This is a genomic window from Devosia nitrariae (assembly GCF_030160115.1).
In the GTDB taxonomy this organism is placed as follows: Bacteria; Pseudomonadota; Alphaproteobacteria; order Rhizobiales; family Devosiaceae; genus Devosia; species Devosia nitrariae.
This window is the reverse complement of sequence record NZ_BSNS01000024.1, coordinates 315,851-335,051: the sequence shown is the minus strand read 5'-3', so window position 1 is coordinate 335,051 and position 19,201 is coordinate 315,851. Positions and strand designations below refer to the sequence as shown.

19 protein-coding genes and 1 tRNA gene are annotated in these 19,201 nt (G+C 65.0%); 7 read left to right on the top strand and 13 right to left on the bottom strand.

Annotated elements, in window-relative coordinates:
• Nucleotides 1-21: 21 nt before the first annotated feature.
• The 3 genes from QQK18_RS24645 to QQK18_RS24635 form a co-directional block, all read right to left on the bottom strand.
• Nucleotides 22-291 (bottom strand): EscU/YscU/HrcU family type III secretion system export apparatus switch protein, encoded by a 270-nt coding sequence (locus QQK18_RS24645; RefSeq protein ID WP_284343049.1) that lies wholly within the window; start codon nt 289-291, stop codon nt 22-24.
• A complete protein-coding gene (gene fliK / locus QQK18_RS24640; protein WP_284343048.1) occupies nt 288-1,589 on the bottom strand; it encodes a flagellar hook-length control protein FliK in 1,302 nt (433 codons plus the stop codon). The genes QQK18_RS24645 and fliK overlap by 4 nt, the downstream gene beginning before the upstream one ends.
• Before the next feature lie 101 nt (nt 1,590-1,690).
• Nucleotides 1,691-2,437 (bottom strand): glycosyltransferase family 2 protein, encoded by a 747-nt coding sequence (locus tag QQK18_RS24635; RefSeq protein WP_284343047.1) that lies wholly within the window; start codon nt 2,435-2,437, stop codon nt 1,691-1,693.
• Between the two features lie 190 nt (nt 2,438-2,627).
• On the opposite strand from QQK18_RS24635, the gene QQK18_RS24630 reads away from it, so the two are divergent.
• The 3 genes from QQK18_RS24630 to QQK18_RS24620 all read left to right on the top strand — a co-directional run bounded on the left by QQK18_RS24630 (nt 2,628) and on the right by QQK18_RS24620 (nt 5,055).
• A complete protein-coding gene (locus tag QQK18_RS24630; protein ID WP_284343046.1) occupies nt 2,628-3,293 on the top strand; it encodes a sulfite oxidase-like oxidoreductase in 666 nt (221 codons plus the stop codon).
• Nucleotides 3,294-3,393: 100 nt separating this feature from the next.
• Complete coding sequence (locus QQK18_RS24625) at nt 3,394-4,155, top strand: FecR family protein (RefSeq protein ID WP_284343045.1); 762 nt, start codon at nt 3,394-3,396, stop codon at nt 4,153-4,155.
• 93 nt (nt 4,156-4,248) lie between these two features.
• Nucleotides 4,249-5,055, top strand: a complete 807-nt coding sequence (locus tag QQK18_RS24620; protein WP_284343044.1) for an ion channel — start codon at nt 4,249-4,251, stop codon at nt 5,053-5,055.
• Nucleotides 5,056-5,061: 6 nt separating this feature from the next.
• On the opposite strand, the gene QQK18_RS24615 is transcribed toward QQK18_RS24620, so the two are convergent.
• From QQK18_RS24615 to QQK18_RS24605, 3 genes are read right to left on the bottom strand one after another with little or no spacing between them, the layout of a single operon-like run.
• The gene (locus tag QQK18_RS24615) at nt 5,062-5,835 is read right to left on the bottom strand and encodes a 5-oxoprolinase subunit PxpA (RefSeq protein ID WP_284343043.1); all 774 of its coding nucleotides are present in this window, start codon (nt 5,833-5,835) and stop codon (nt 5,062-5,064) included.
• Nucleotides 5,832-6,743 (bottom strand): 5-oxoprolinase subunit C family protein, encoded by a 912-nt coding sequence (locus QQK18_RS24610; RefSeq protein ID WP_284343042.1) that lies wholly within the window; start codon nt 6,741-6,743, stop codon nt 5,832-5,834. Before QQK18_RS24610 ends, QQK18_RS24615 begins: the two co-directional genes overlap by 4 nt.
• The gene (locus QQK18_RS24605; RefSeq protein WP_284343041.1) at nt 6,740-7,420 is read right to left on the bottom strand and encodes a 5-oxoprolinase subunit B family protein; all 681 of its coding nucleotides are present in this window, start codon (nt 7,418-7,420) and stop codon (nt 6,740-6,742) included. The genes QQK18_RS24610 and QQK18_RS24605 overlap by 4 nt, the downstream gene beginning before the upstream one ends.
• Before the next feature lie 85 nt (nt 7,421-7,505).
• Here QQK18_RS24605 and hrpB point away from each other — a divergent pair, with 85 nt between their 5' ends.
• Complete coding sequence (gene hrpB, locus QQK18_RS24600; protein WP_379995121.1) at nt 7,506-9,977, top strand: ATP-dependent helicase HrpB; 2,472 nt, start codon at nt 7,506-7,508, stop codon at nt 9,975-9,977.
• A gap of 41 nt (nt 9,978-10,018) precedes the next feature.
• A tRNA-Ser gene (locus tag QQK18_RS24595) sits at nt 10,019-10,108 on the top strand.
• Between the two features lie 21 nt (nt 10,109-10,129).
• Here the strand turns inward: QQK18_RS24595 and QQK18_RS24590 are convergent.
• From QQK18_RS24590 to QQK18_RS24560, 7 genes are all read right to left on the bottom strand, one after another.
• Nucleotides 10,130-11,026, bottom strand: a complete 897-nt coding sequence (locus tag QQK18_RS24590) for an NAD(P)-dependent oxidoreductase (protein ID WP_284343040.1) — start codon at nt 11,024-11,026, stop codon at nt 10,130-10,132.
• Between the two features lie 8 nt (nt 11,027-11,034).
• On the bottom strand, nt 11,035-11,931 hold the full coding sequence (locus tag QQK18_RS24585; protein ID WP_284343039.1) for an amidohydrolase family protein: 897 nt from the start codon (nt 11,929-11,931) through the stop codon (nt 11,035-11,037).
• Nucleotides 11,932-11,947: 16 nt separating this feature from the next.
• Nucleotides 11,948-12,877 (bottom strand): carbohydrate ABC transporter permease, encoded by a 930-nt coding sequence (locus tag QQK18_RS24580; RefSeq protein WP_284343038.1) that lies wholly within the window; start codon nt 12,875-12,877, stop codon nt 11,948-11,950.
• A 9-nt stretch (nt 12,878-12,886) separates the two neighbouring features.
• Nucleotides 12,887-13,762: a carbohydrate ABC transporter permease gene (locus tag QQK18_RS24575; protein ID WP_284343037.1), complete on the bottom strand. Its 876-nt coding sequence runs from the start codon at nt 13,760-13,762 to the stop codon at nt 12,887-12,889.
• A 101-nt stretch (nt 13,763-13,863) separates the two neighbouring features.
• Nucleotides 13,864-15,108: an ABC transporter substrate-binding protein gene (locus tag QQK18_RS24570; protein ID WP_284343036.1), complete on the bottom strand. Its 1,245-nt coding sequence runs from the start codon at nt 15,106-15,108 to the stop codon at nt 13,864-13,866.
• 124 nt (nt 15,109-15,232) lie between these two features.
• The gene (locus tag QQK18_RS24565; protein WP_284343035.1) at nt 15,233-16,006 is read right to left on the bottom strand and encodes an RraA family protein; all 774 of its coding nucleotides are present in this window, start codon (nt 16,004-16,006) and stop codon (nt 15,233-15,235) included.
• Nucleotides 16,007-16,289: 283 nt separating this feature from the next.
• Nucleotides 16,290-16,979, bottom strand: a complete 690-nt coding sequence (locus QQK18_RS24560; RefSeq protein ID WP_284343034.1) for a GntR family transcriptional regulator — start codon at nt 16,977-16,979, stop codon at nt 16,290-16,292.
• A 178-nt stretch (nt 16,980-17,157) separates the two neighbouring features.
• On the opposite strand from QQK18_RS24560, the gene QQK18_RS24555 reads away from it, so the two are divergent.
• Both QQK18_RS24555 and QQK18_RS24550 read left to right on the top strand, forming a co-directional pair.
• Entirely contained in the window at nt 17,158-18,402 is a 1,245-nt protein-coding gene (locus tag QQK18_RS24555; RefSeq protein WP_284343033.1) for a CaiB/BaiF CoA transferase family protein, read from the top strand.
• A complete protein-coding gene (locus QQK18_RS24550) occupies nt 18,399-19,187 on the top strand; it encodes an enoyl-CoA hydratase/isomerase family protein (protein ID WP_284343032.1) in 789 nt (262 codons plus the stop codon). Before QQK18_RS24555 ends, QQK18_RS24550 begins: the two co-directional genes overlap by 4 nt.
• Nucleotides 19,188-19,201 lie beyond the last annotated feature (14 nt).

The window sequence follows — 19,201 nt, the reverse complement described above, 5'->3', positions numbered from 1 at the left end:
CGGCCCGCGCAATGCCGTGAACTACGATTTCGCCTGGCGCAGGACGAATCCGATGACGATGGCGACCGCCTCGTAGAGCTCGATGGGAATCGCATCGTCGAGTTCCACCTGGGCAAGGGCTTCGGCCAGCACCGGGTCGCTCTCGATGACGACGCCGTTTTCCTGGGCCAGGGCAACGATCCGCTCGGCGAGCGCGCCGCGACCCTTCGCCACCACGCGCGGAGCCGCATGTACCCGCGCCTCGTATTCGAGCGCCACCGCCAGCGGCGTCTTCTGCTGCTCCTTGCTCATGATGTCGCATCCACGATGCCGCCGCTTGAACGGCCGACGCTGTCCGGTCGCCCCCGGCGGCAGATTAGTGTGCCCGGCGCGAGACCGGCATCCGCCAGCATCCCGGCAAGCTCAGGCAGCGCGTCTTCGATCGCCTGGGCCATGGCGTCCTCCGTCGCCCAAAGCATGGCGCTCGCCCGGCTTGCGTGCAGGCTGATCTGCGCACCCACCTGCCCTGATTGGCCGAGATCCATGGCGAACCGCACCCTCCAGCCGCGTTCACCCTCCGCCTGACTACCGCCCTCGTCGGCTTGGATCTGGAACGGCAGGACACCGAACTGGCCTTGGTATACGAACGGCAGATCGAGGTTCCATTCGCTTCGAACGGACGCGGCGCGACCCGCCTCGTCCGGCAGAGACGCGTTCTGCAGGAGCCGTACGCGCGAAAGCGCCGCCTCGACGTCGTCGAGCAACCGGCGACCGGCCTCCTCGCCGGTTTCTGGCGACGGAGCAAGATGAACGGGCGTCTTTGCGGCGCGCGGTGCAACGCCCCGCATGGGTGGCGGCGGCCCGTTTACCGGAAGGGCACCTGTCGGCGCATTGCCGAGCCAGCGCCGTAGGACCTCGGCGAGCGCCAAGAGCTGACCCTTGAGCTCGCCTTGAACGGCGCCGGCGTTGCCCGTGGTCGAAAGCAAGGCTTCCTGGAAAATTCCGGACGTCCGTACCGCCTGCTGCAGGTTTCGTGCCGCCATCGGCGTCTCGCCCAATCGAAGCGTGTGAGGGGCGATCTCGCCCAGAAGGCGGCGAACGGGCTCCGGCAGGTGTCCGGCAACAGGGCCGAGCGCCGCAATGGTGGTGAAAAGCGATGCAATATTGCCCTGACGCCCGAGGGCGCTCTGCACCATCTGGGTCAGGGCAAGCCGTGTAGGATCGGTTGGCGCCTGGGTGCTGCTGCGGGCCGCTGCAGCCGATTCGGCCGCGGGTGTAGGTGATCCACCGGTCGAAAACTGCTTCAGCGCCGCGCCTGCATCAGCTTGCGCCGGAGCCGTGGGGGTCAGAGCGGGAGCCAATTGCGAAAGTGTCATGCGGCCGTCGGCCGTTCGTCCCTCGAGCCGCAGGTGAAGAACCGTTCCGGCCGCCGGTGGCGTCGGCAACTGCAGCGTCAGTTGCTGCACTCCGATCCGGACCAGCGTGCCGCCGTCGGCGGCAGGCCCGAGCACTCGCGCCGAGATCGTCTGCCCCACTCCGAGCGCGAGCAGATCCGTCGTTCCCGGCCGCAGGGCGAGGGAGATCGGGGGGAACTGCGTGGGCATCGACATGCGCCGAATCGCCTCCGCTGCCAAAGGCATTGCCGCTTCAGACTAGCTGGCCTGGCGCCGGAGGAAAACGCCCGCTCGTCAATACCCGACCGCGTTGGAGATCATTGAGGACGGATGTCGGTATAGTCGCTCGTTGCCGGCTTGCCGCGGAAAGTCACCCAGAAAAAGTTGAGGGTGTAGGTGCCGGCTGTCTTGAAGACACCTTCCTTCTCCAGCCGACGTCCCGACGTCTTCATCTTCAGAGCGAACGTCCATTTGACACCGCCGACCTTGGAGAGCCGGACCGCCACGTCCGTATCTTCACCATGGAACTGGATCGACCGGTCGTATCCGCCAACCGCCGTCCAGGCGGACCGTTTGAAGACGAAATTGCCGCCCTGCACGACCGATCCGACCCGCAGGATGAACCGGTTGAGGACATAAATGAGGTAGGTCAGGCCGTAGAACAGTCCCACCAGGAAACGGCTCCACGCCGACATGTCGTAGTAGATATAGGGCCCGCTCAGCGCGACGAGCTTCGGGTCTGCCTCGAACTCGCGCATGACGACATCCAGCCATCCGGCGGGGACGATGGTGTCGGAGTCGATGTTGGCCACGAGCTCCGCGCTCGACGCGTTGAAGCCGGCATCACGGGCATTGACCAACCCCTTCTTGGGCTCATCGACGACGACCACTCCCGGGTAGCTTGCTGCGATCACTCCGGTACGGTCGGTCGAGGCATTGTCGACCACGACGATCTCGACGTCGCGACGCATGCCGGCACGCTCGACCTCAGCGATGACCGACTCCAGACAGGTGCCGATCAGGGCCTCTTCGTTGTAGGCCGGAATGACGAACGCCAGCTTCATGCTCACTCCCGTTGGCGGATATATGACAGTTTTATGCCCGAATCCGAACAGCCATTATCCCGCGCGGGTTCCCGGAGCAACAGCGCGCGTGGTATTTCCGCCAGTTCGCAAGCCATGCCGCCGTGTCGAACCACTCGCCATCCCGCTGTGCAAATGGCATGTTGGCGCTCAACAGCCGGAGCACCGAAAAATGACGGATGACGATGATCCTGCCCTGCCGCCGGATTCCAAACTCACCCGCACCAAGGCCGACTGGGTCCGCCAGGGCCGGTTCCTCACCGGTAGAAACGCCCGCCCGGAAACAGAGCGTCTGCCGCCCGGTCAGCACCTCGTCAAGAACTGGCCGATCCTCGATCTCGGCGTCGAGCCTGCCATCGATCGGACGAATTGGCGACTGGATATTGTCGGGTCGGTCGCGACCGACCTCTCCTGGGACTGGGCCGAGTTCGCGCGCCAACCGCAGGTGGAGCTGGTTTCGGACATCCACTGCGTGACCAGTTGGTCGCGATACGACAATACCTGGAGCGGCACTCCCACCGGACACCTGCTCGAGGCGGCCGGCGTGCTGGAAGAGGCCCGCTTCGTGATCCTCCACTCCTATGACGGCTATACCACCAACCTCACCATCGAGGATTTCTTCAGCCCCGATGCCCTCCTCGCCTATAGCTGGCAAGGGGAACAGCTCTCGCGCGAGCACGGCGGGCCCGTGCGTCTTGTCGTGCCGCACCTCTACTTCTGGAAGAGCGCCAAATGGCTGCGCCGTATAGAGTTCTCACCCGTCGACGCGCCCGGCTTCTGGGAGGTGCGCGGTTACCACAATCACGGCGACCCCTGGACCGAGGAGCGCTACTCGTGAAAACCGATGTCTGGTTGCCGGCTATTGTGCCGCTGCCTGAATTGACACGAAACGAACCTTTCAAGCCCGGTTCATCCTCCTTCCCTCAAGCTGGCGAAACATGAACAAAACTTGGATTGCAATAGCCATTATCGTGATGTTCGCCGGCGCTCTCGCATCGGGTGCGGCAAGGGCCGCCAATGAAGGTCGGGCTGCCGGCGTCGATCCAGACGCAGCGGCGCGGGGCGGTTCTGGTGACCGCACGCTGATCGTCGGATCAGACGTATCGGTGGGCGAGCGTGTCATCACCGGCCCTAGCGGAGAGGTGCAGCTTGTCTTCGTTGACAACACGCGGCTGGTGGTCGGTCCGGGCAGTTCTCTGCTGATCGAGTCATACCTGATGCGCGGTAATGGTTCCGCCGAGAAGTTCGCCATCAACGCCCTCGGCGGCACCTTCCGCTTCATCAGCGGCAACAGTGCCAAATCGGCCTATGACATCCGCACGCCATCCGCCACCATAGGTGTGCGCGGCACCGAGTTCGACCTGGTGGTCAGCGGCAGCGAGACCAGGCTCATGCTTTACGCTGGCGCCGTAAGCGTTTGCGCGAGCAGCGGTTGCGTCGACCTCGGCGAGCGCTGCGGGCTGGCGACAGCCAGCGGCGCGGCACGGCTATACCCGCGTGCCGACCCGGAGCGGCTGCCGCTGGCACGTGTCTTCCGCTACGCCGCCGTACAGTCACCGCTGCTGCCGCAATTCCGTGTCGGCGGGGCGAGCCAATGCCTGGAAGCGGCAGCAGAGGGGCAGCCGAACTCCGAGAGCACCGGATCGGGTGGTTCCCAGCAGCGGCAGCGCACTCAACCGGGGGGCAATCAGCGGCCTTGAGAGCGATTGGACCCTTGACCGGAAGAGCAACCGCAAGGGTGTCCAAGCCATTGCATCTGTAGCTGCTCGTCAGGGCTCAATCGAGAAACCTGAATGACCGACAATACCGACGACCGCTCCGACGACGACCGCTCCGCCTTCACGCGGGTCCGTACCCGGCTGCGTGTGCTCTATCACGGCCAATCGCCGGAAGCGGTCCGCTTTCAGTTCGCCGTCCTCGTCGTCGACCTGGCGATCATCGCCTTCTTCATCGCCACGCCCCTGTTGCGTGGCGATCCGGCGTTCCTCTGGATCGACTACGCAGTCGCCGCACTGCTGATCGCGGATCTGACAGCCCGGGGTCTAGCCACCTCCGATATGCCGAAATGGCTGCGCCAGTTTCCGGTCATCATCGACGTCTTCATTCTTGCAACTCTGCTGTTTCCGGCTTGGTTGGCCAATCTCGGCTTCCTGCGCATCCTGCGCTTGTGGACGACAACCCGCCGCTCATTCCTGTGGAAGCCTCTGCGAAAGCGCGGCCTCGGCCACTGGCGTGAACCCGTCCAGGCGGTTATCAACTTGTTGGTCTTCCTCTTTATCGTAACCGGCTTCGTCTACACGTTCTTCGCCGGACGCAATGCCGGTATAGACGGCTATGTCGACGCACTCTATTTCACCGTCGCCTCCGTCACGACCACTGGCTTCGGCGATATCACCCTGCCCGGCACGTTCGGCAAACTCACCTCGATCGTGGTCATGATCGTAGGCATCTCGCTGTTCGTGCGCCTTGCCCAGGCGATCTTCCGCCCGCACAAGGTGACCTTCCCCTGCCCGCAATGCGGCCTGCAGCGCCACGATCCGGATGCCGTGCACTGCAAGGCGTGCGGACATCTGCTCAACATTCCCGACGAAGGGCGCTGAGGCGGCCTACATCTCGATCAGCGGTGCTTCGCGTTCCGGTTCTACCGGCGATATACGGATATCCTCGGCTTCAAGGGCATCGCGTACCTCTCGCGCCAGGTCGACAGCGCCGGGCGTGTCTCCGTGCAGGCAGATCGAGCGCGCCGCGGATTTGAGCACACTGCCGTCACGGGCAACGATCTCGCTGCTCCGGGCGAGGCGCAGACAGCGCTCGATGACCGTGTCGGTGTCGTCGATGACGGCCCCCTCCTCGTTCCGCGGCACCAGGAGGCCCTTTGCGGTATAGGCGCGGTCGGCATAGGCCTCGCGGATCAGCGGCAGGCCCACGGCCTTGGCTGCCCGCACCTGCTGGCTGTTGTCGAGCGCAAGCACTGCAAGCTTGGAATCCATGGCCTGGACCGTGGCGAAGATGCCGACAGCGAACGCCAGCTCCTCGGCCGTCTGGTTGGCCAGCGCACCGTGGAGCTTCACGTAGGAGAGCGGAATGCCGACTTCATCGGCGATCCAGCGGATGAGGAAGAGCTGCGAGCGTATCTGTCCCATCAACTGATCGAGCGGCATCACCACCCGAAAGCGCCCGAAGCGCTTCGGGTCCGCATAACCCGGATGAGCTCCAGCTCGTATCCCTTTGTTCTTACAAATCTTGAGGATATGGCGCATGGTCTGCGCATCGCCGGCATGGCCGCCACATGCGATCGACGCGCTCGAGACGACTTCCAGCAGATCCTCGTCGGTCCCCATGCCCTCGCCAAGGTCGGCATTGAGGTCGATCGAGATCATCGAGAGGCGCTCCGCAGGGTTGAAAGCCGATGGGCGTGCACAAGACTAACAGATTCAAACCGCACATGCGTACCCGGCCGCATCTGGGCAAGACGGTCGAGGTCGCTCCCAATCACCGTAGCGATGCGTGGATATCCGCCCGTCGGCTGATGGTCGCGCATCAGGACGATCGGCGTGCCGTCGCCGAGGATCTGGATGTCCCCTGCCACCACCGCATCGGATACCAGAGAGAGGCCGGATGATGCGCGGAAGACCCCCTCCGGGTCATCGAGCCGCACGCCCATCCGGTCCATCCTCGAGGTGATGACGAACTCCTTTTGCAGAAATCGGGAATGCACCTCCGGCGGGAACGCGTCGGCGTGCAGTCCCCAGAGAACGCGTATGGGACCGGCGGAAGCGGCTGCAACCGCTTGCTGCCCCGGATCCAGTTGCTCGGGTTCGATAAGCCCCAGAATATCGCCGGCGGCGAGCGCGCGACCCGCGAACCCGCCGATGCCGGCACGCAGGTTAGTGGCCTGGCTTCCCATCACCAGCGGCAGGTGGATGCCTTTGTCGAAGCGCAGATAACCGTAGTTCCCGACTGGCCCCGGCCCGATATGCAGTCGATCGCCCTGCTGCAGGTCGCCGACATCCGGCCAGGCGATCGCCACATCGTTCAGTGAGGCGGTGAACTGCCCGCCCGCCAGAGCAAACCGGCACCCACCCGCCACCACCTCGATGTCGAGGCCGCTGGTGGTGAACTCGATACCGGCGGGCCCTGCACCACCGAGCGCAGCGGCGGCCGCCGCGAAAGCCTGGCTATCCATGGGTCCTGACGCACTGATCCCGTGACGCAGCATGCCCGACCGTCCCAGGTCCTGTACCGTCGTCAGCGGACTGGTGTTCGAAACAAGAAGCTTCGCCGTCACGTCGTCGCCTCGAATTCGATTGTGTCGCCGGCTTGCAGCAGCGTCGGCGGATCGCGCAAGGCATCGAAGTTGCGCAGTTGTGTGTGTCCGATGACGTGCCAGCCTGTCGGGATATCAGTCGCCGCGATGGCCGTCTGCCCCGCAGCAAAGAGCACGCTGCCGGCCGCCACCCGGGGACGGACCTCCGCCCGCCTCGGGACATGAAGCCTTTCGGGATGGAAGCCGCAATAGACGAAGCCGGGCGCGAAGCCCGTCGCAAGCACGCGGAGTCGGGAGGCGTTGTGTGCAGCAACAAACGCCCCGGCGGACAGTCCAAGCCGCTCGGCGACATCCGGGAGGTCGGGACCAGCTTCCCCACCGAATGCAACCTTGACGATGTGATTTCGAGCTTCGGCCCCGACGTCATCGACCGCGGCGGTCAGCAGCAACCCGATTTCCCCGGCAAGGTGATGGAAGCCGATCCGTTGCGGCTCGTAACGCAACAGCACCGAAACGAGGTTCGGCACCACCTCGACGACGCCGGCGATCGGCCGCAGTTCGAGAATACGCGCAAATCTGAGTGCGGCGGTGTTGGCCGCTTGCGAGAGGGTGCTGCCGAAACGCACCAGCAGGGCGCTTTCGCCAAGCGGCAACACCAATGGCTTGGCAGCCGGATCGCTGCCGTCCGCTGCGAACATGGTTCGGCCCTTCCTTGCCCAAGCTCTCGCCGATTTGCCCCAGGTTGGCAAGCAGGTGCCCTTGCCGGCCGGTGCAAACTTGGTCATGAACGGCGCCATGCACTCCCTGCCGCCCCTGCCGATCGACGACGTTCTCCCCCGCCTGCGCGAGGTTCTTCAGACCCGTATGCACGCCGTGCTGGTCGCTCCTCCTGGGGCGGGCAAGACGACGCGGGTCCCGTTGGTTCTGCTCGACGCTCCCTGGCGCGCCAACGGACGGGTCGTCATGCTCGAACCGCGCCGCCTCGCCGCCCGCGCGGCTGCACGGCAGATGGCGCGGCTGTTGGGCGAAGAGGTCGGCGAAACCGTCGGTTATCGCGTCCGCCTCGATACCAAGGTCAGCGCCAGGACACGTATCGAAGTGGTTACCGAAGGCGTCTTTACGCGCCTGATCCTGGATGATCCTGCACTCGAAGGCATTGCGGCCGTCATCTTCGACGAATTCCACGAACGCAGCCTTGACGCGGACCTGGGGCTCGCGCTTGCCGTCGATGCTTCAGCCTTGCGCAACGACCTGCGGCTCCTCGTGATGTCGGCCACCATCGACGGCGCTCGGGTCGCCCGCCTGTTGGGCGGCGCTCCGGTCATCGAAAGCGAGGGGCGCGCCTTTCCTGTCGAGACGCGTTACCTGGGCAACGACCCACTTCAACGCATCGAGGACCAGGTGACAGCGGCTGTCCTGCAGGCGCTGGCAAGCGAGCTGGGTTCGATGCTCGTCTTCCTGCCGGGCCAGGCCGAAATCAGCCGGGTGGCCGAACGCCTGAGGGACCGGATCCCGCCGGATGTCGACCTTGCGCCTCTTTTCGGCCAGCTCTCGGCGAGTGAACAGGATCGTGCCGTACAGCCCGCACCGGCTGGACGGCGAAAGGTCGTGCTGGCGACGTCCATCGCCGAGACATCGCTTACCATCGAGGGTGTGCGGATCGTCGTCGATAGCGGCCTTGCGCGTGTGCCCGCCTACGAGCCGGCGACGGGATTGACGACGCTCGAAACCCGCCGCGTTTCTCGTGCCGCCGCCGACCAGCGCCGCGGCCGCGCCGGACGTACCGAACCCGGCGTCTGTTTCCGGCTCTGGAACGAAGCGCAGACAGCCGCCCTCCAGACTTTCGATGCTCCGGAAATCCTCGAGGCCGATCTCAGCAGCCTCGTCCTCGATCTCGCCTCCTGGGGCGTCCATGACCCGGCAACGCTCGCCTTCCTCGATCCTCCTCCGACGCCGGCCTGGAACGAAGCCAGGTCACTGCTCGCGGCTCTCGATGTACTGGATGCGGACGGACGGATCACGGCGCAGGGCAAGCTGCTGGCCCGTTTGCCCCTGTATCCGCGCCTCGCCCACATGGTCGCCACGGCCGCAGACGAGAACCAAGCATCGACGGCCGCACAACTGGCGGTGCTGTTGACCGAACGTGGCCTCGGCGGTGACTCGACCGATATCGAGTCCCGCCTCAGCCGCCTGCGCACCGATGCCGGTTCGCGCGCCAAGGAGGCGCGTTCGCTCGCCGCGCGCTGGAGCAAACTGGTCGCCGCTGACGGCGGATCCAGCGGTACGTCCGACATCGGCCGGCATCTTGCCCGGGCCTACCCCGACCGCCTCGCCCAGGCCGCCGGCGCACCCGGCCGGTACCGCCTCGCCAATGGTCGCGCAGCGACGCTGGATGAGACCGACCCCCTGACCCGTGAACGTTTCCTGGTCGTTACCGATGTCACGGGAACGGCTACAAGCGGCCGTATCCGTGCTGCTGCTCGTATTGACCGCGAAACGATCGAGGACTTGTTCGCCGATCGCATCGTCGACGAGACGATCCTTACCTTCGACCGAGCAACCACAAGCGTTCGCGCTCGCCGCATACGGCGTCTCGATGCGCTGAAGCTCGAGGAAGCCACCATCCCCGTCAAAGACTTCGAGGCGGCAGCCACGGTTCTGGCGCAGGGCCTTGCCGAGCGCGGCATCGGCAAGCTGCCCTGGAGCAAGGACCAACTCGCCCTTCGCGCCCGCGCCAGCTACCTCCACCGTCAGCTCGGCGAGCCTTGGCCGGATCTCAGTGACGCCGCCCTCGCCGATGGCGGCGCCTCCTGGCTCGTGCCGCACATCATTGGCAAAGTGCAGGCAGCGGAGATCACCGCCGAAGACCTGTCGTCCGCTCTCTTCGAGTTGCTGCCCTGGGAGCGGCGCGCCGAGCTTGAACGGCTGCTGCCAAGCCACTTCACCGCGCCGACGGGATCGCGCCTGCCTATCGACTACGAGGTCGAGAACGGCCCGGCACTGGAGGTGCGCGTCCAGGAACTCTTCGGCCTCGACACCCACCCGAGCATCGCCGGCGGCCGCATCCCCCTGCTGCTGGTACTGCTCTCGCCCGCTCAGCGCCCGATCCAGACCACACGCGACCTGCCCGGGTTCTGGCGCGGTTCCTGGAGAGATGTGGCCAAGGATCTGAAGGGGCGGTATCCCCGTCACTACTGGCCCGACGATCCGTTGACTGCCGGGGCGACCAACCGCGCCAAACCGCGTGGCACGTGATGCTGGACACTCCTATATCGACAAGCTAAAGGCTCCCTGCCGGGTAGGTGGCAGAGCGGTTGATTGCTCCGGTCTTGAAAACCGGCGAACGTGCAAGCGTTCCGGGGGTTCGAATCCCTCCCTACCCGCCATTCCCACGATTTGTCCACACTCTAATGCTTTCCACCCACCACCCATTCGCTGATGGCGGCGCTGTCGGTGTCGGCTTCGGCCTGATCAGCGAAGGCGCGGTAGAGGGCGACCGCCTGCTCGATCAGCGGAGATGAATAGCCGGTCTTGCCGGCGAAAACGGCGACCGCGCGCAGGTCCTTGTCGAGCTGGGCGGCCCTGCCCCGCGGCGGATGGAAATCGCCCGAGTTCATCTGCGCATATATGCGCTGCAGGATCGTGGAATCGGCCATGCCGCCGGCAAGGGCACGCGGCAGGGCGGCGGCGTCGAGGGCCGTCGATCTGGCGAGCGCCAGCACTTCAGCCATCAGGACATAGTTGACCCCGACGATCGCCTGGTTGAGGAGCTTTGCGGTCTGGCCCGCGCCCAACGGCCCCATATGGGTCAGATTGGCGGCTAGGCTTGCGAGCATGGGCGTCGCCCGCGCGAAATCGCCGTCTCGGCCGCCGGCCATGATCGTGAGCTCACCGGCTTCGGCCGGGCCCGGCCCGCCCGATACCGGCGCATCTAGCCAGGCCATGCCTGTTGACTGTTCGAGGCGTTCCGCGAGGCCGACCGTCACGTCTGGATCGACGGTGGAGAAGTCGACGAGCAGATCCGCTCCGCTTGCGGCGGCGGCTAGGCCATCGGGTCCGAAGCAGCAGGTTTCGATCGCCTTGCCGTCGATGACACAAGTCGCGACGATGTCGGACGCGGCGCGGACCGCCGCCGGGTTCTCGGCCCAAACGGCGCCAACCGGCACGACCTCGCGAGCGCGCTCGGGCTCGCGGTTCCACACGGTCACCTTGTAGCCCTCGGCCAGCAGGCGCCGCACCATGGGCGCGCCCATAATGCCGATGCCGATGAAGCCGAGGCGCGGTTTTTCTTGCGTTGGAGCCATGGGAGATCCTAGCTCGCGATGCGGTAGATGCGGCAGGCGTTGTCGTGGAACATGGCGGCGCGTTCCTGTTCGGAAAAGCCGGCAGTTATGGCGTCGAACCCCGAGAGGATGGTTTCGAAACTGGCGACGAGGCCGTCGACGGGAAAATTCGAGGCAAACATTACCCGGTCGGTTCCAAAGATGTCGATGGCCTCGCGCACCACGCGCTCGTTATCGGCGACCGTCCAGGGGCGGCCGGCGATGCCGAGACCGGAGATCTTTATATAGGCGTTGGGCGCGCCCGCGAGGATCGTCAGCGCCGCCTTCCAACCGGCGAGCCCAGCCTCGCTGCGGTCGGCCGGCAGGCCCGTGTGGTTGAGGATCAACATGGTGTCGCCAAAATCGTCGGCGAGCGAACGCGCCTCCTCGAGGTGCCACCAGGGGGTCTGCAGGTCGAAGCTCAACCCGTTCGGCGCAAGGAGGGCATAGCCGCGCCGCCAGGTGGGATCGCCCATCGAGCCGGGCGCACGAGGCTCGACGAGATCGGGAGATTTGGCGGGTCTGGGCTTATGACGGATGCCGCGTACGAAATCGGTCCCGCCATGGGCGGCGAGCACGGTTTCGGCGTCGGCGCGATCGAGCCGGGCCTGGGCCACCATGACGCTCGGCAGGCCCTCGCGCCGACGCAGATCGGCAACCCATCGCGTCTCGCCGACCGGGTCGGCGGGATCCCATTCGGTTTCGATGAAGACCGAGCCGACGACCTCGAACCGCCCGGCATCGCGCCTGTAGTCGTTCGGCAGGTAGTTGCGCTTCAGCGCCGAATAGTCGCCATAGCGGAAGGCGATGGGAGGCTCGTCGCGCAGCCACGGCAGGTAGTTGGCCGCGATATCCCAGAAGTGCTGGTGCGCATCGATGATCTGCATGGGGTGGCGCCTCGCCCTACTTGCCGACGCCGAAGTTGACGCCGGTAACGATGAAGCGCTGCAGCAGCATGAAGAGCGCGATCAGCGGCAGCGTCGAGATTACCGCGCCGGTCAGCAGCATTGCCCAGTCGGTGCCGTCGGTGGTCGAGAGCAGGCCGAGGCCGAGCTGGATGGTGCGGGTCCTCTCGGAACCCGAGATGATCAGCGGCCATGTGAAGTCCGACCAGGCGAACTGAAACGAAAAGATGCCGAGCGCGATGAGCGCGGGCATCGACATGGGCAGCGCCACGCGCCAATAGATGCCGAACTCCGAGCAACCGTCGATGCGCGCCGCCTCCTCGAGCTCCTTGGGCAGGGTCAGGAAGAACTGGCGCAGGAAGAAGATGGAGTAGCCGCTGACGACCCCCGGCAGGATCAACCCATAGAAGGTGTCGAGCCACCCGGTGCCGCCCATCCCGAAGATGTCGTTGCCGCCGGCGAGCGGCACGGATTTTACCATGAGGAAGAGTGGCACCATCATGACCTCGTCCGGGATCATCACGGTGGCGAGCACCAGGTAGAAGACCAGGGTGCGGCCGGGAAAGCTGTAACGGGCGAGGATGAACGCGGCCATGCTCGACAGCAGCAATTGCAGGAACGTGCGCACAGTGGCGTAGACCAGCGTGTTCCAGGCCTGGATGCCGAGATTCATGCGCGGATCGGTCCAGATGTCGATGTAGTTCTGCCAGCGCAGCGGAATGCTGACGAGATCGGGCGGATAGGAAAAAATTTCGGCGTTGGTGCGCAGCGATATCGATACCATCCAGAAAAGCGGAAACAGCATGACCGCGGCGACGATCGTCGCCGGCAGGTAGAAGGTCAACACCGCGCGCCAGAACCGGCGCCGGCTGCGGTCGATGGCGGCGGTCGGTACGGGACGGTCGGGCTGCATGATGACGACGGTCATGGGAAAGGCTTAGCCGTAGAGGTTTCCGCGGCTGACGAGCCGCAGGTTGATGAACGAGGCGGTGACGAGAATGACGAACAGCACGACCGCCATGGCCGAGGCATAGCCGAAGTCGAGGTTCTGGAACGCGGTGCGGTAGATGAGATGCACCAGGGTCACCGTGGCGTTGTTGGGACCGCCCTCGGTCATCACGTAGACCTGGGCGAAGACCTGGAACGAGCCAATGAGCGTGGTGATGAGCACGTAGGTCATGGCCGGGCGCAGGAGCGGCAGGGTTATGCTATAAAATTGCCGTGCCCGACCCGCGCCGTCGAGCGCCGCCGCCTCGTTGAGCTCGCGCGGAATGGCCTGCAGCGCGGCAAGGAAGATCACCATGTTGAAGCCGAGGCTCTTCCACACGCTCATGGCGATGATGGCGGGCATTGCCGTCGCCGAGTTCGAGAGCCATGGCAACGGGCTGATCCCGACGAAGCGGAGTAGATAATTGAAGAGGCCGGTCGAAACCTCGTAGAAGAGGATCCAGATCAGAGCGGTGGCGATCAGTGGCGAGACGACCGGCAGGTAATAGATGGTGCGGTAGATCCACGCGCCGGGCAGGCGCGTGTTGACCAGCATCGCCAGCAGCAGCGACAGGGTGACGCCGAGGGGCATGGCGAAGGCGGTGAAATAGAGCGTGTTGCCGAAGGCGCGCCAATAGAGACTGTCGTACCAGAGATCTTCGAAGTTCCACGTACCAACCCATTCGGGCGCAGACAGGATGTCGTAGCTGGTGAAGCTGAGATAGAGCACGACGAAGATCGGCGTCACCACCCAGACCAGCAGCCACAGCAGGGGAATGCCGAGGAAGATCGTCCCAAGGAGCAATTGCTGCTGCTTTATCGTCATCGGCACGCTCCCGAGCCCAGGCGGATGAGGATGGCGGGCCTCGCGGTTCGTCCGCAAGGCGCATGGCGGCGAAGCCGCCGCCATGCCGATATCGGTCCGGGCTAGCCGCGGCGCAGGGCGCGATTGGCCTGGTTGACGGCGGCATCGAGCGCCGATTGCGGGTCCTCCCCTCCGATGATCGCCTCGACCGCCGGAATGATGGCCTGGAAGACGCTCGGCCAGTTGTCGTGCTTGGGGAAGATGCGGGATTCATCGAGGAGGTTCTGGGCCGTTTCGAGCCCGGGCCATTCCTCGAACGCGGCCTGAGCTTCGGGCGCATCGCGCACGCCGGGCGAAACGCCGGGCTTGAGCATGGCGACGCGGTGCTGCTGAGCTTCGGGCGACGCAAGGAACTTGACGAACTCGGCCGCCGCTTCCTTGTTGTCGCTCTGCTCGTAGACGACGTAGGCGCCGACGCTACCGAAGTTGAGCGGCTGATCGCCCTCCCCGGGCATCGGAACGCGGCCGATGCCGAACTCCTCCGACTCCGGATCGTTGAGCGCCTCATAGAAGATCCACGGGCCGTCATAGATCATGGCGACGCGCCCGTGCAGGACGCTCTGGCGCAAACCTTCGCCCGCATTGAGAGTGGCGCCGGGCAGGCCGGCCAGCCGCGAAATGATCTCGCCGGCCTGAAGCCCGGCTTCATTGTTGAACACGGCCTCCGTGCCGTCCTCGTTGAAGACCTGTCCGCCATAGGCATAGAGCAGGTTGATGAAGAAGTAGGCGAGGCTGTCACTGCCGCCGAGGCCGAAGCCGTATTGCTCGATATTGCTGCCCTCGCCGACGGTCAACTGCTCGGTATATTCGATCAGTTCCTCGAACGTGGCGGGCGGCTCGGTCAATCCGGCCGCTTCGAATGCCTCCTGATTATAAACGATGAAGCGCGGATCGAAGGCATAGGGAAGCCCGTAGACGCCATCGTTCCAGGTCACATAGTCGAAGGCTCCCGGATAGATGTCGGCATTCGTCGGCTCGACGCCGTACTGCGTCAGGTCCACCAACTGCCCCTGCTCGGCGAACTGGGTGAGAAAGCCGCTCCAGATCGGGCTGACGTCGGGGGCGGTGTTGGATGCGATTGCGGTGGTGATGCGTTCGAAATTGGTGCCGAAGCTGGTCTTGACCCTCTCGACCTTAATGTCGGGATGGGCGGCCTCGAACGCCGCGATCATATTGATGGTGGCCTGTTCTTCCTGGACCGAGTGTCCCTCCCAGAACTGGATCGTCACCGTTTCCTGCGCGAAGGCGGCTGGTGCAAGTAGACAAGTCGAAGCCAGCAGCGCGGCAAGCATCTTTCCTGACGGCATGATATTCCTCCTTGTGAATGCCTGAACGGCCGATTGGCTCGGCGCTTGCTCTTTTGTCGGCACGGCGCCGCCGCGCATCATCGCGCAACGGCAAAGGCACTTGCGCCCTCCGGCGCCGCGGGACTCAGCCCTGGGCCTGAAGATCGGCGTAATATTTATCGACGGCCTCGACGTCGACCGTTTCGTCGCGGGTCATGCCCAGCCGGTCGTATTTGTCGCGGCGCTTGACCATGTCGGCGACGAGCACGGCGCGCGCATGGAGCGCCACTTCGCGGGCCACCTCGATCGGCACCACCACGAGACCGTCCTCATCGCAACCCACGATGTCGCCGGGGCGCACCTGCGCGCCGCCGATGCCGATGGTGGTCTGCGTTTCCACCGCTTCGATACGCCCGGGAATGATGGTGCGCTCATGGCGCTTGGCCACTATCGGGGTCTTCTGCAGGATGACCTCGCCCGTGTCGCGGCAAGCGCCGTTGGTGACGATGCCGACGCCGCCGGCCTGGATAACGCCCAGCGAATTCTCCGAGCCCCAGAAGCCAACGTTCTCGGCGCCGCCCACATCGGTGACCACCACATGGCCGGGCTTGATTTCCTTGCCCATATGCGCGGCGGCGTTGCCCATCTTGCCGAACCAGACACCGTGGGCATTGACGATGTCCTCGGTGGTCTCGAGTTTCCACATGGGCTTGTTGGCGGGCACGCAGCGCAGGGTATAGGCGACGCCCCAGAACTTCATGCCCGTCCACAGCGGACGCAGGTCCTGGCTGACAAGGCCGATGTTGAAATAGCCGATGCCGTCGAGCGCATCACACGCGTCGGCCACGCGAAGCGGCTCGAAATACTTGCGGATGTGAAAGGGGTCGACGGCGGCGGTTTCGGCGGCGAGCGCGGACACTTCTGGTTCCTCCTTGGCAGGACGGCGTGGTCTTGATGTCGATGGCGGCGAGTAGCTGCCGGTGCCGTTTCATCTATTCTTGTATGCAAGATTTGCCTGTGTCAACACATCGCGGCAGCTATCTGCGCAAAACCGGCGCCGTGGATATGGGGCCCGGAGACGGAGGAGATACAGTCGCAGCTAGAGCACTTTTCGTTCTGACGGAGTCAGAACGAAAGCGCTAACCCCTTGTTCTTCGCGTTTTCGAACCGCAAAAGTGGTATCCACTTTTGCTGAAAACGCTCTAGCTGTCGCCGGTGGGAACGAACTTAAGGCCGTTCATGAAATGCTCGCGGGTGAGCCTGGCCAGCAGAGCGCCATCGCGAGCAGCGAGCGCGGCGAACATCTTGGAATGCTCGTGGACGGCGGCGATCCAACGGGACGGCTCCAGATTGGCGATCGCGCGGGCGCGCTCGACCCGGGGAAGCAGGGATTCCCAGGTGGCGAGCAGCACCGGATTGCTGGCGATCTCGACCACCCGACGGTGGATGAGGTGATTGAGGTCGAGGTAGGCGCTCCTCTCGCGGCGCTCGTAGCACCCCACCATGTCGCTGTGAATGGCCGCGATCTCAGCGATTTCGGCCTCATTGATCCTCTGGCAGGCCAGCTCCCCGGCCAGGGCCTCAAGTGCGGCGACCACCTGGTAGAGATGTTCGACATCGGGCGAGCGCAGCTGGGCCACGACGACGCTCCGGTTGGGCAGCAACTCGACCATGCCCTCCGCGGCCAGCGTGCGGAACGCCTCGCGCACCGGGGTGCGCGACACGCCCAGCTGGTTGCAGATCCGCACCTCACGCAGCCGCTCACCGGGCGGCAACTCGCCCGAGACGATCATCGCGCGCAACTTGCGCGCGGCTTCCGAATGAAGACGCCCCCGACGCCGAAGGGAGGCATCGTTACCTGCATCGATTTGCGCGTTCGCGGTGTCATCCATGCAACATTGGTATGCAAAATCATCCTGAGGTGCAACTTCGCGCGTTCGCCGGGCTGCGGGTTGACCTTTTTCCATTCTTGCATACAAGATTGTTATATACGGTGCCATCCCGGCGCGAGCACGGGCGGCCAGATCGCCAACACCCAACCGGACCGACGCGGGTCTTGAGGAATGTCAGATGACCATCGATGCAACGCAAACGCTCGCCCACGGGCAAGCCGCGTCTCCAGCGGCCCTGCCGCTGTCGCATCTGCGCGTCATCGACCTCAGCCAGGTCATGGCCGGGCCGTTCTGCTGCATGCTACTCGGCGACATGGGTGCCGACGTCATCAAGGTCGAGCCGCCCGGTGACGGCGACCAGACGCGCAAGTCGATGGGCTTTCGCATGAAAGGCACGGACAGTCCCGGATTTCTGGCGCTCAACCGCAACAAGCGATCTATGGTCATCAATCTCAAGACGCAGGCGGGGCGCAAGGTCTTCTATCGGCTGGCCGAAACCGCCGACATCGTCGTCGAGAACGGGAGGCCGGGCGTCGCCGCCAAACTCGGCGTCGACTACGAGACGCTGAGCGCGATCAATCCGCGCCTAGTCTACGCCAGCATTTCCGGTTTCGGCCAGACCGGCCCCTGGTCGCAGCGCCCCGGATTCGACCTCATCGCGCAGGCGATGTCGGGCGTGATGAGCGCCATGGGCATTCCCGGCCACGAGCCGGTGAAGTCGGGCGTGCCGGTTGGCGACCTCGGCGCCGGGCTATTTGCCGTCTACGCCATCCTCAGCGCGATCATCGGGCGCGACAAGACCGGGCGCGGCCAGTTCATTGATGCTTCGCTGTTCGAGGCGGCGCTCGGCCTTTCGATCTGGGAGACGACCGAGCTCTGGGCGACCGGCAAGTCGCCGCAGCCGCTCGGCACCGCCAACAGGATGAGCGCGCCGTACCAGGCTTTCACCGCAGCCGACGGCAAGTTCGTCGTCGGCGCGGCCAACCAGAAGCTGTGGCAGGCGTTCTGCTCCGTCATCGAGCGGCCGGACCTGCTGGCGGACCCGCGCTACAGCGAAAACAGCGACAGGCTGCGCAACCGACATGCCCTTGCCGAGGAACTGCAGCAGGTCTTTTTATTGAAGAGCGTCGACTGGTGGGTCGAGGCCTTCCTCGCCGCCGGTGTGCCCGCCGGGCCGATCAACGACTACGGACAGGTGGTCGAGAGCGAGCATGCGGCGGCGCGGCACATGGTGATGGAGATCTACCATCCGGTCGAGGGACGCATCCGAACGCTCGGCTTTCCGGTCAAGCTTTCCCACACGCCCCAGCAAGTGCGCTACGCACCACCGCTTCTGGCCGAACACACAGACGAATTGCTGGCCGAGCTCGGGCTGACGGGCGAGCGAGAGGCATTGGCGCGCGCGGGAGCCTTCACGCCATGAACGCGACGGCAGACGAAGGCGAGGTTCGTTTCAGCAGCGAAGGCCACGTCGGCCGTGTCGTCTTTGACCGGCCGGCGGCGCGCAACGCAATGACCCCGGCGATGTACGAACAGTTCGAGGAGATCTGCCGCGAGCTGACCGAACCGGGAGAGCTGCGGGCGGTGGTACTGCGGGGGGCCGGCGGCGACGCTTTCGTCGCGGGGTCCGATATCGCCCAGTTCCGCGAATTCGCCACCGGCGAGGACGGCATCGCCTACGAAGCGCGGATGGAGGCGCACCTCGCCGCCCTCCTCGCCATTCCGGTGCCGACGCTGGCGATCGTCGAAGGCTGGGCGATCGGCGGTGGGCTCAACATCGCGGCCTGCTGCGACATCCGCATCGCAACACGCGAGAGCAGGTTTGGCGTGCCCATCGCGCGCACTCTGGGCAATTGCCTTTCCATCCACAACCATGCGCGGCTGGTCGCCGGTTTCGGCGAAGGCCGCGCCCGGCGCATGCTGCTGCTGGGCGAATTGATCGGCGCGGACGAGGCGCTGGCGGCCGGGTTCCTGTCCCGGGTGGTGGCGAAGGCCGAACTCGACGAGACGGCCGAAACGCTGCTGGCGCAGTTGACGGCCAACGCGCCGTTGACGCTGCGCGCCAGCAAGGCGGCCCTCGGACGATTGCTGCAATCGCAACTGCCGGAAGCGGAGGACCTCATCGCACTCTGCTACGCCAGCGCCGATTTCCGCGAGGGCGTGAGGGCGTTTGCGGCCAAGGAGGCGCCGAACTGGCAAGGCCGCTGAACGGCCGTGGGAGG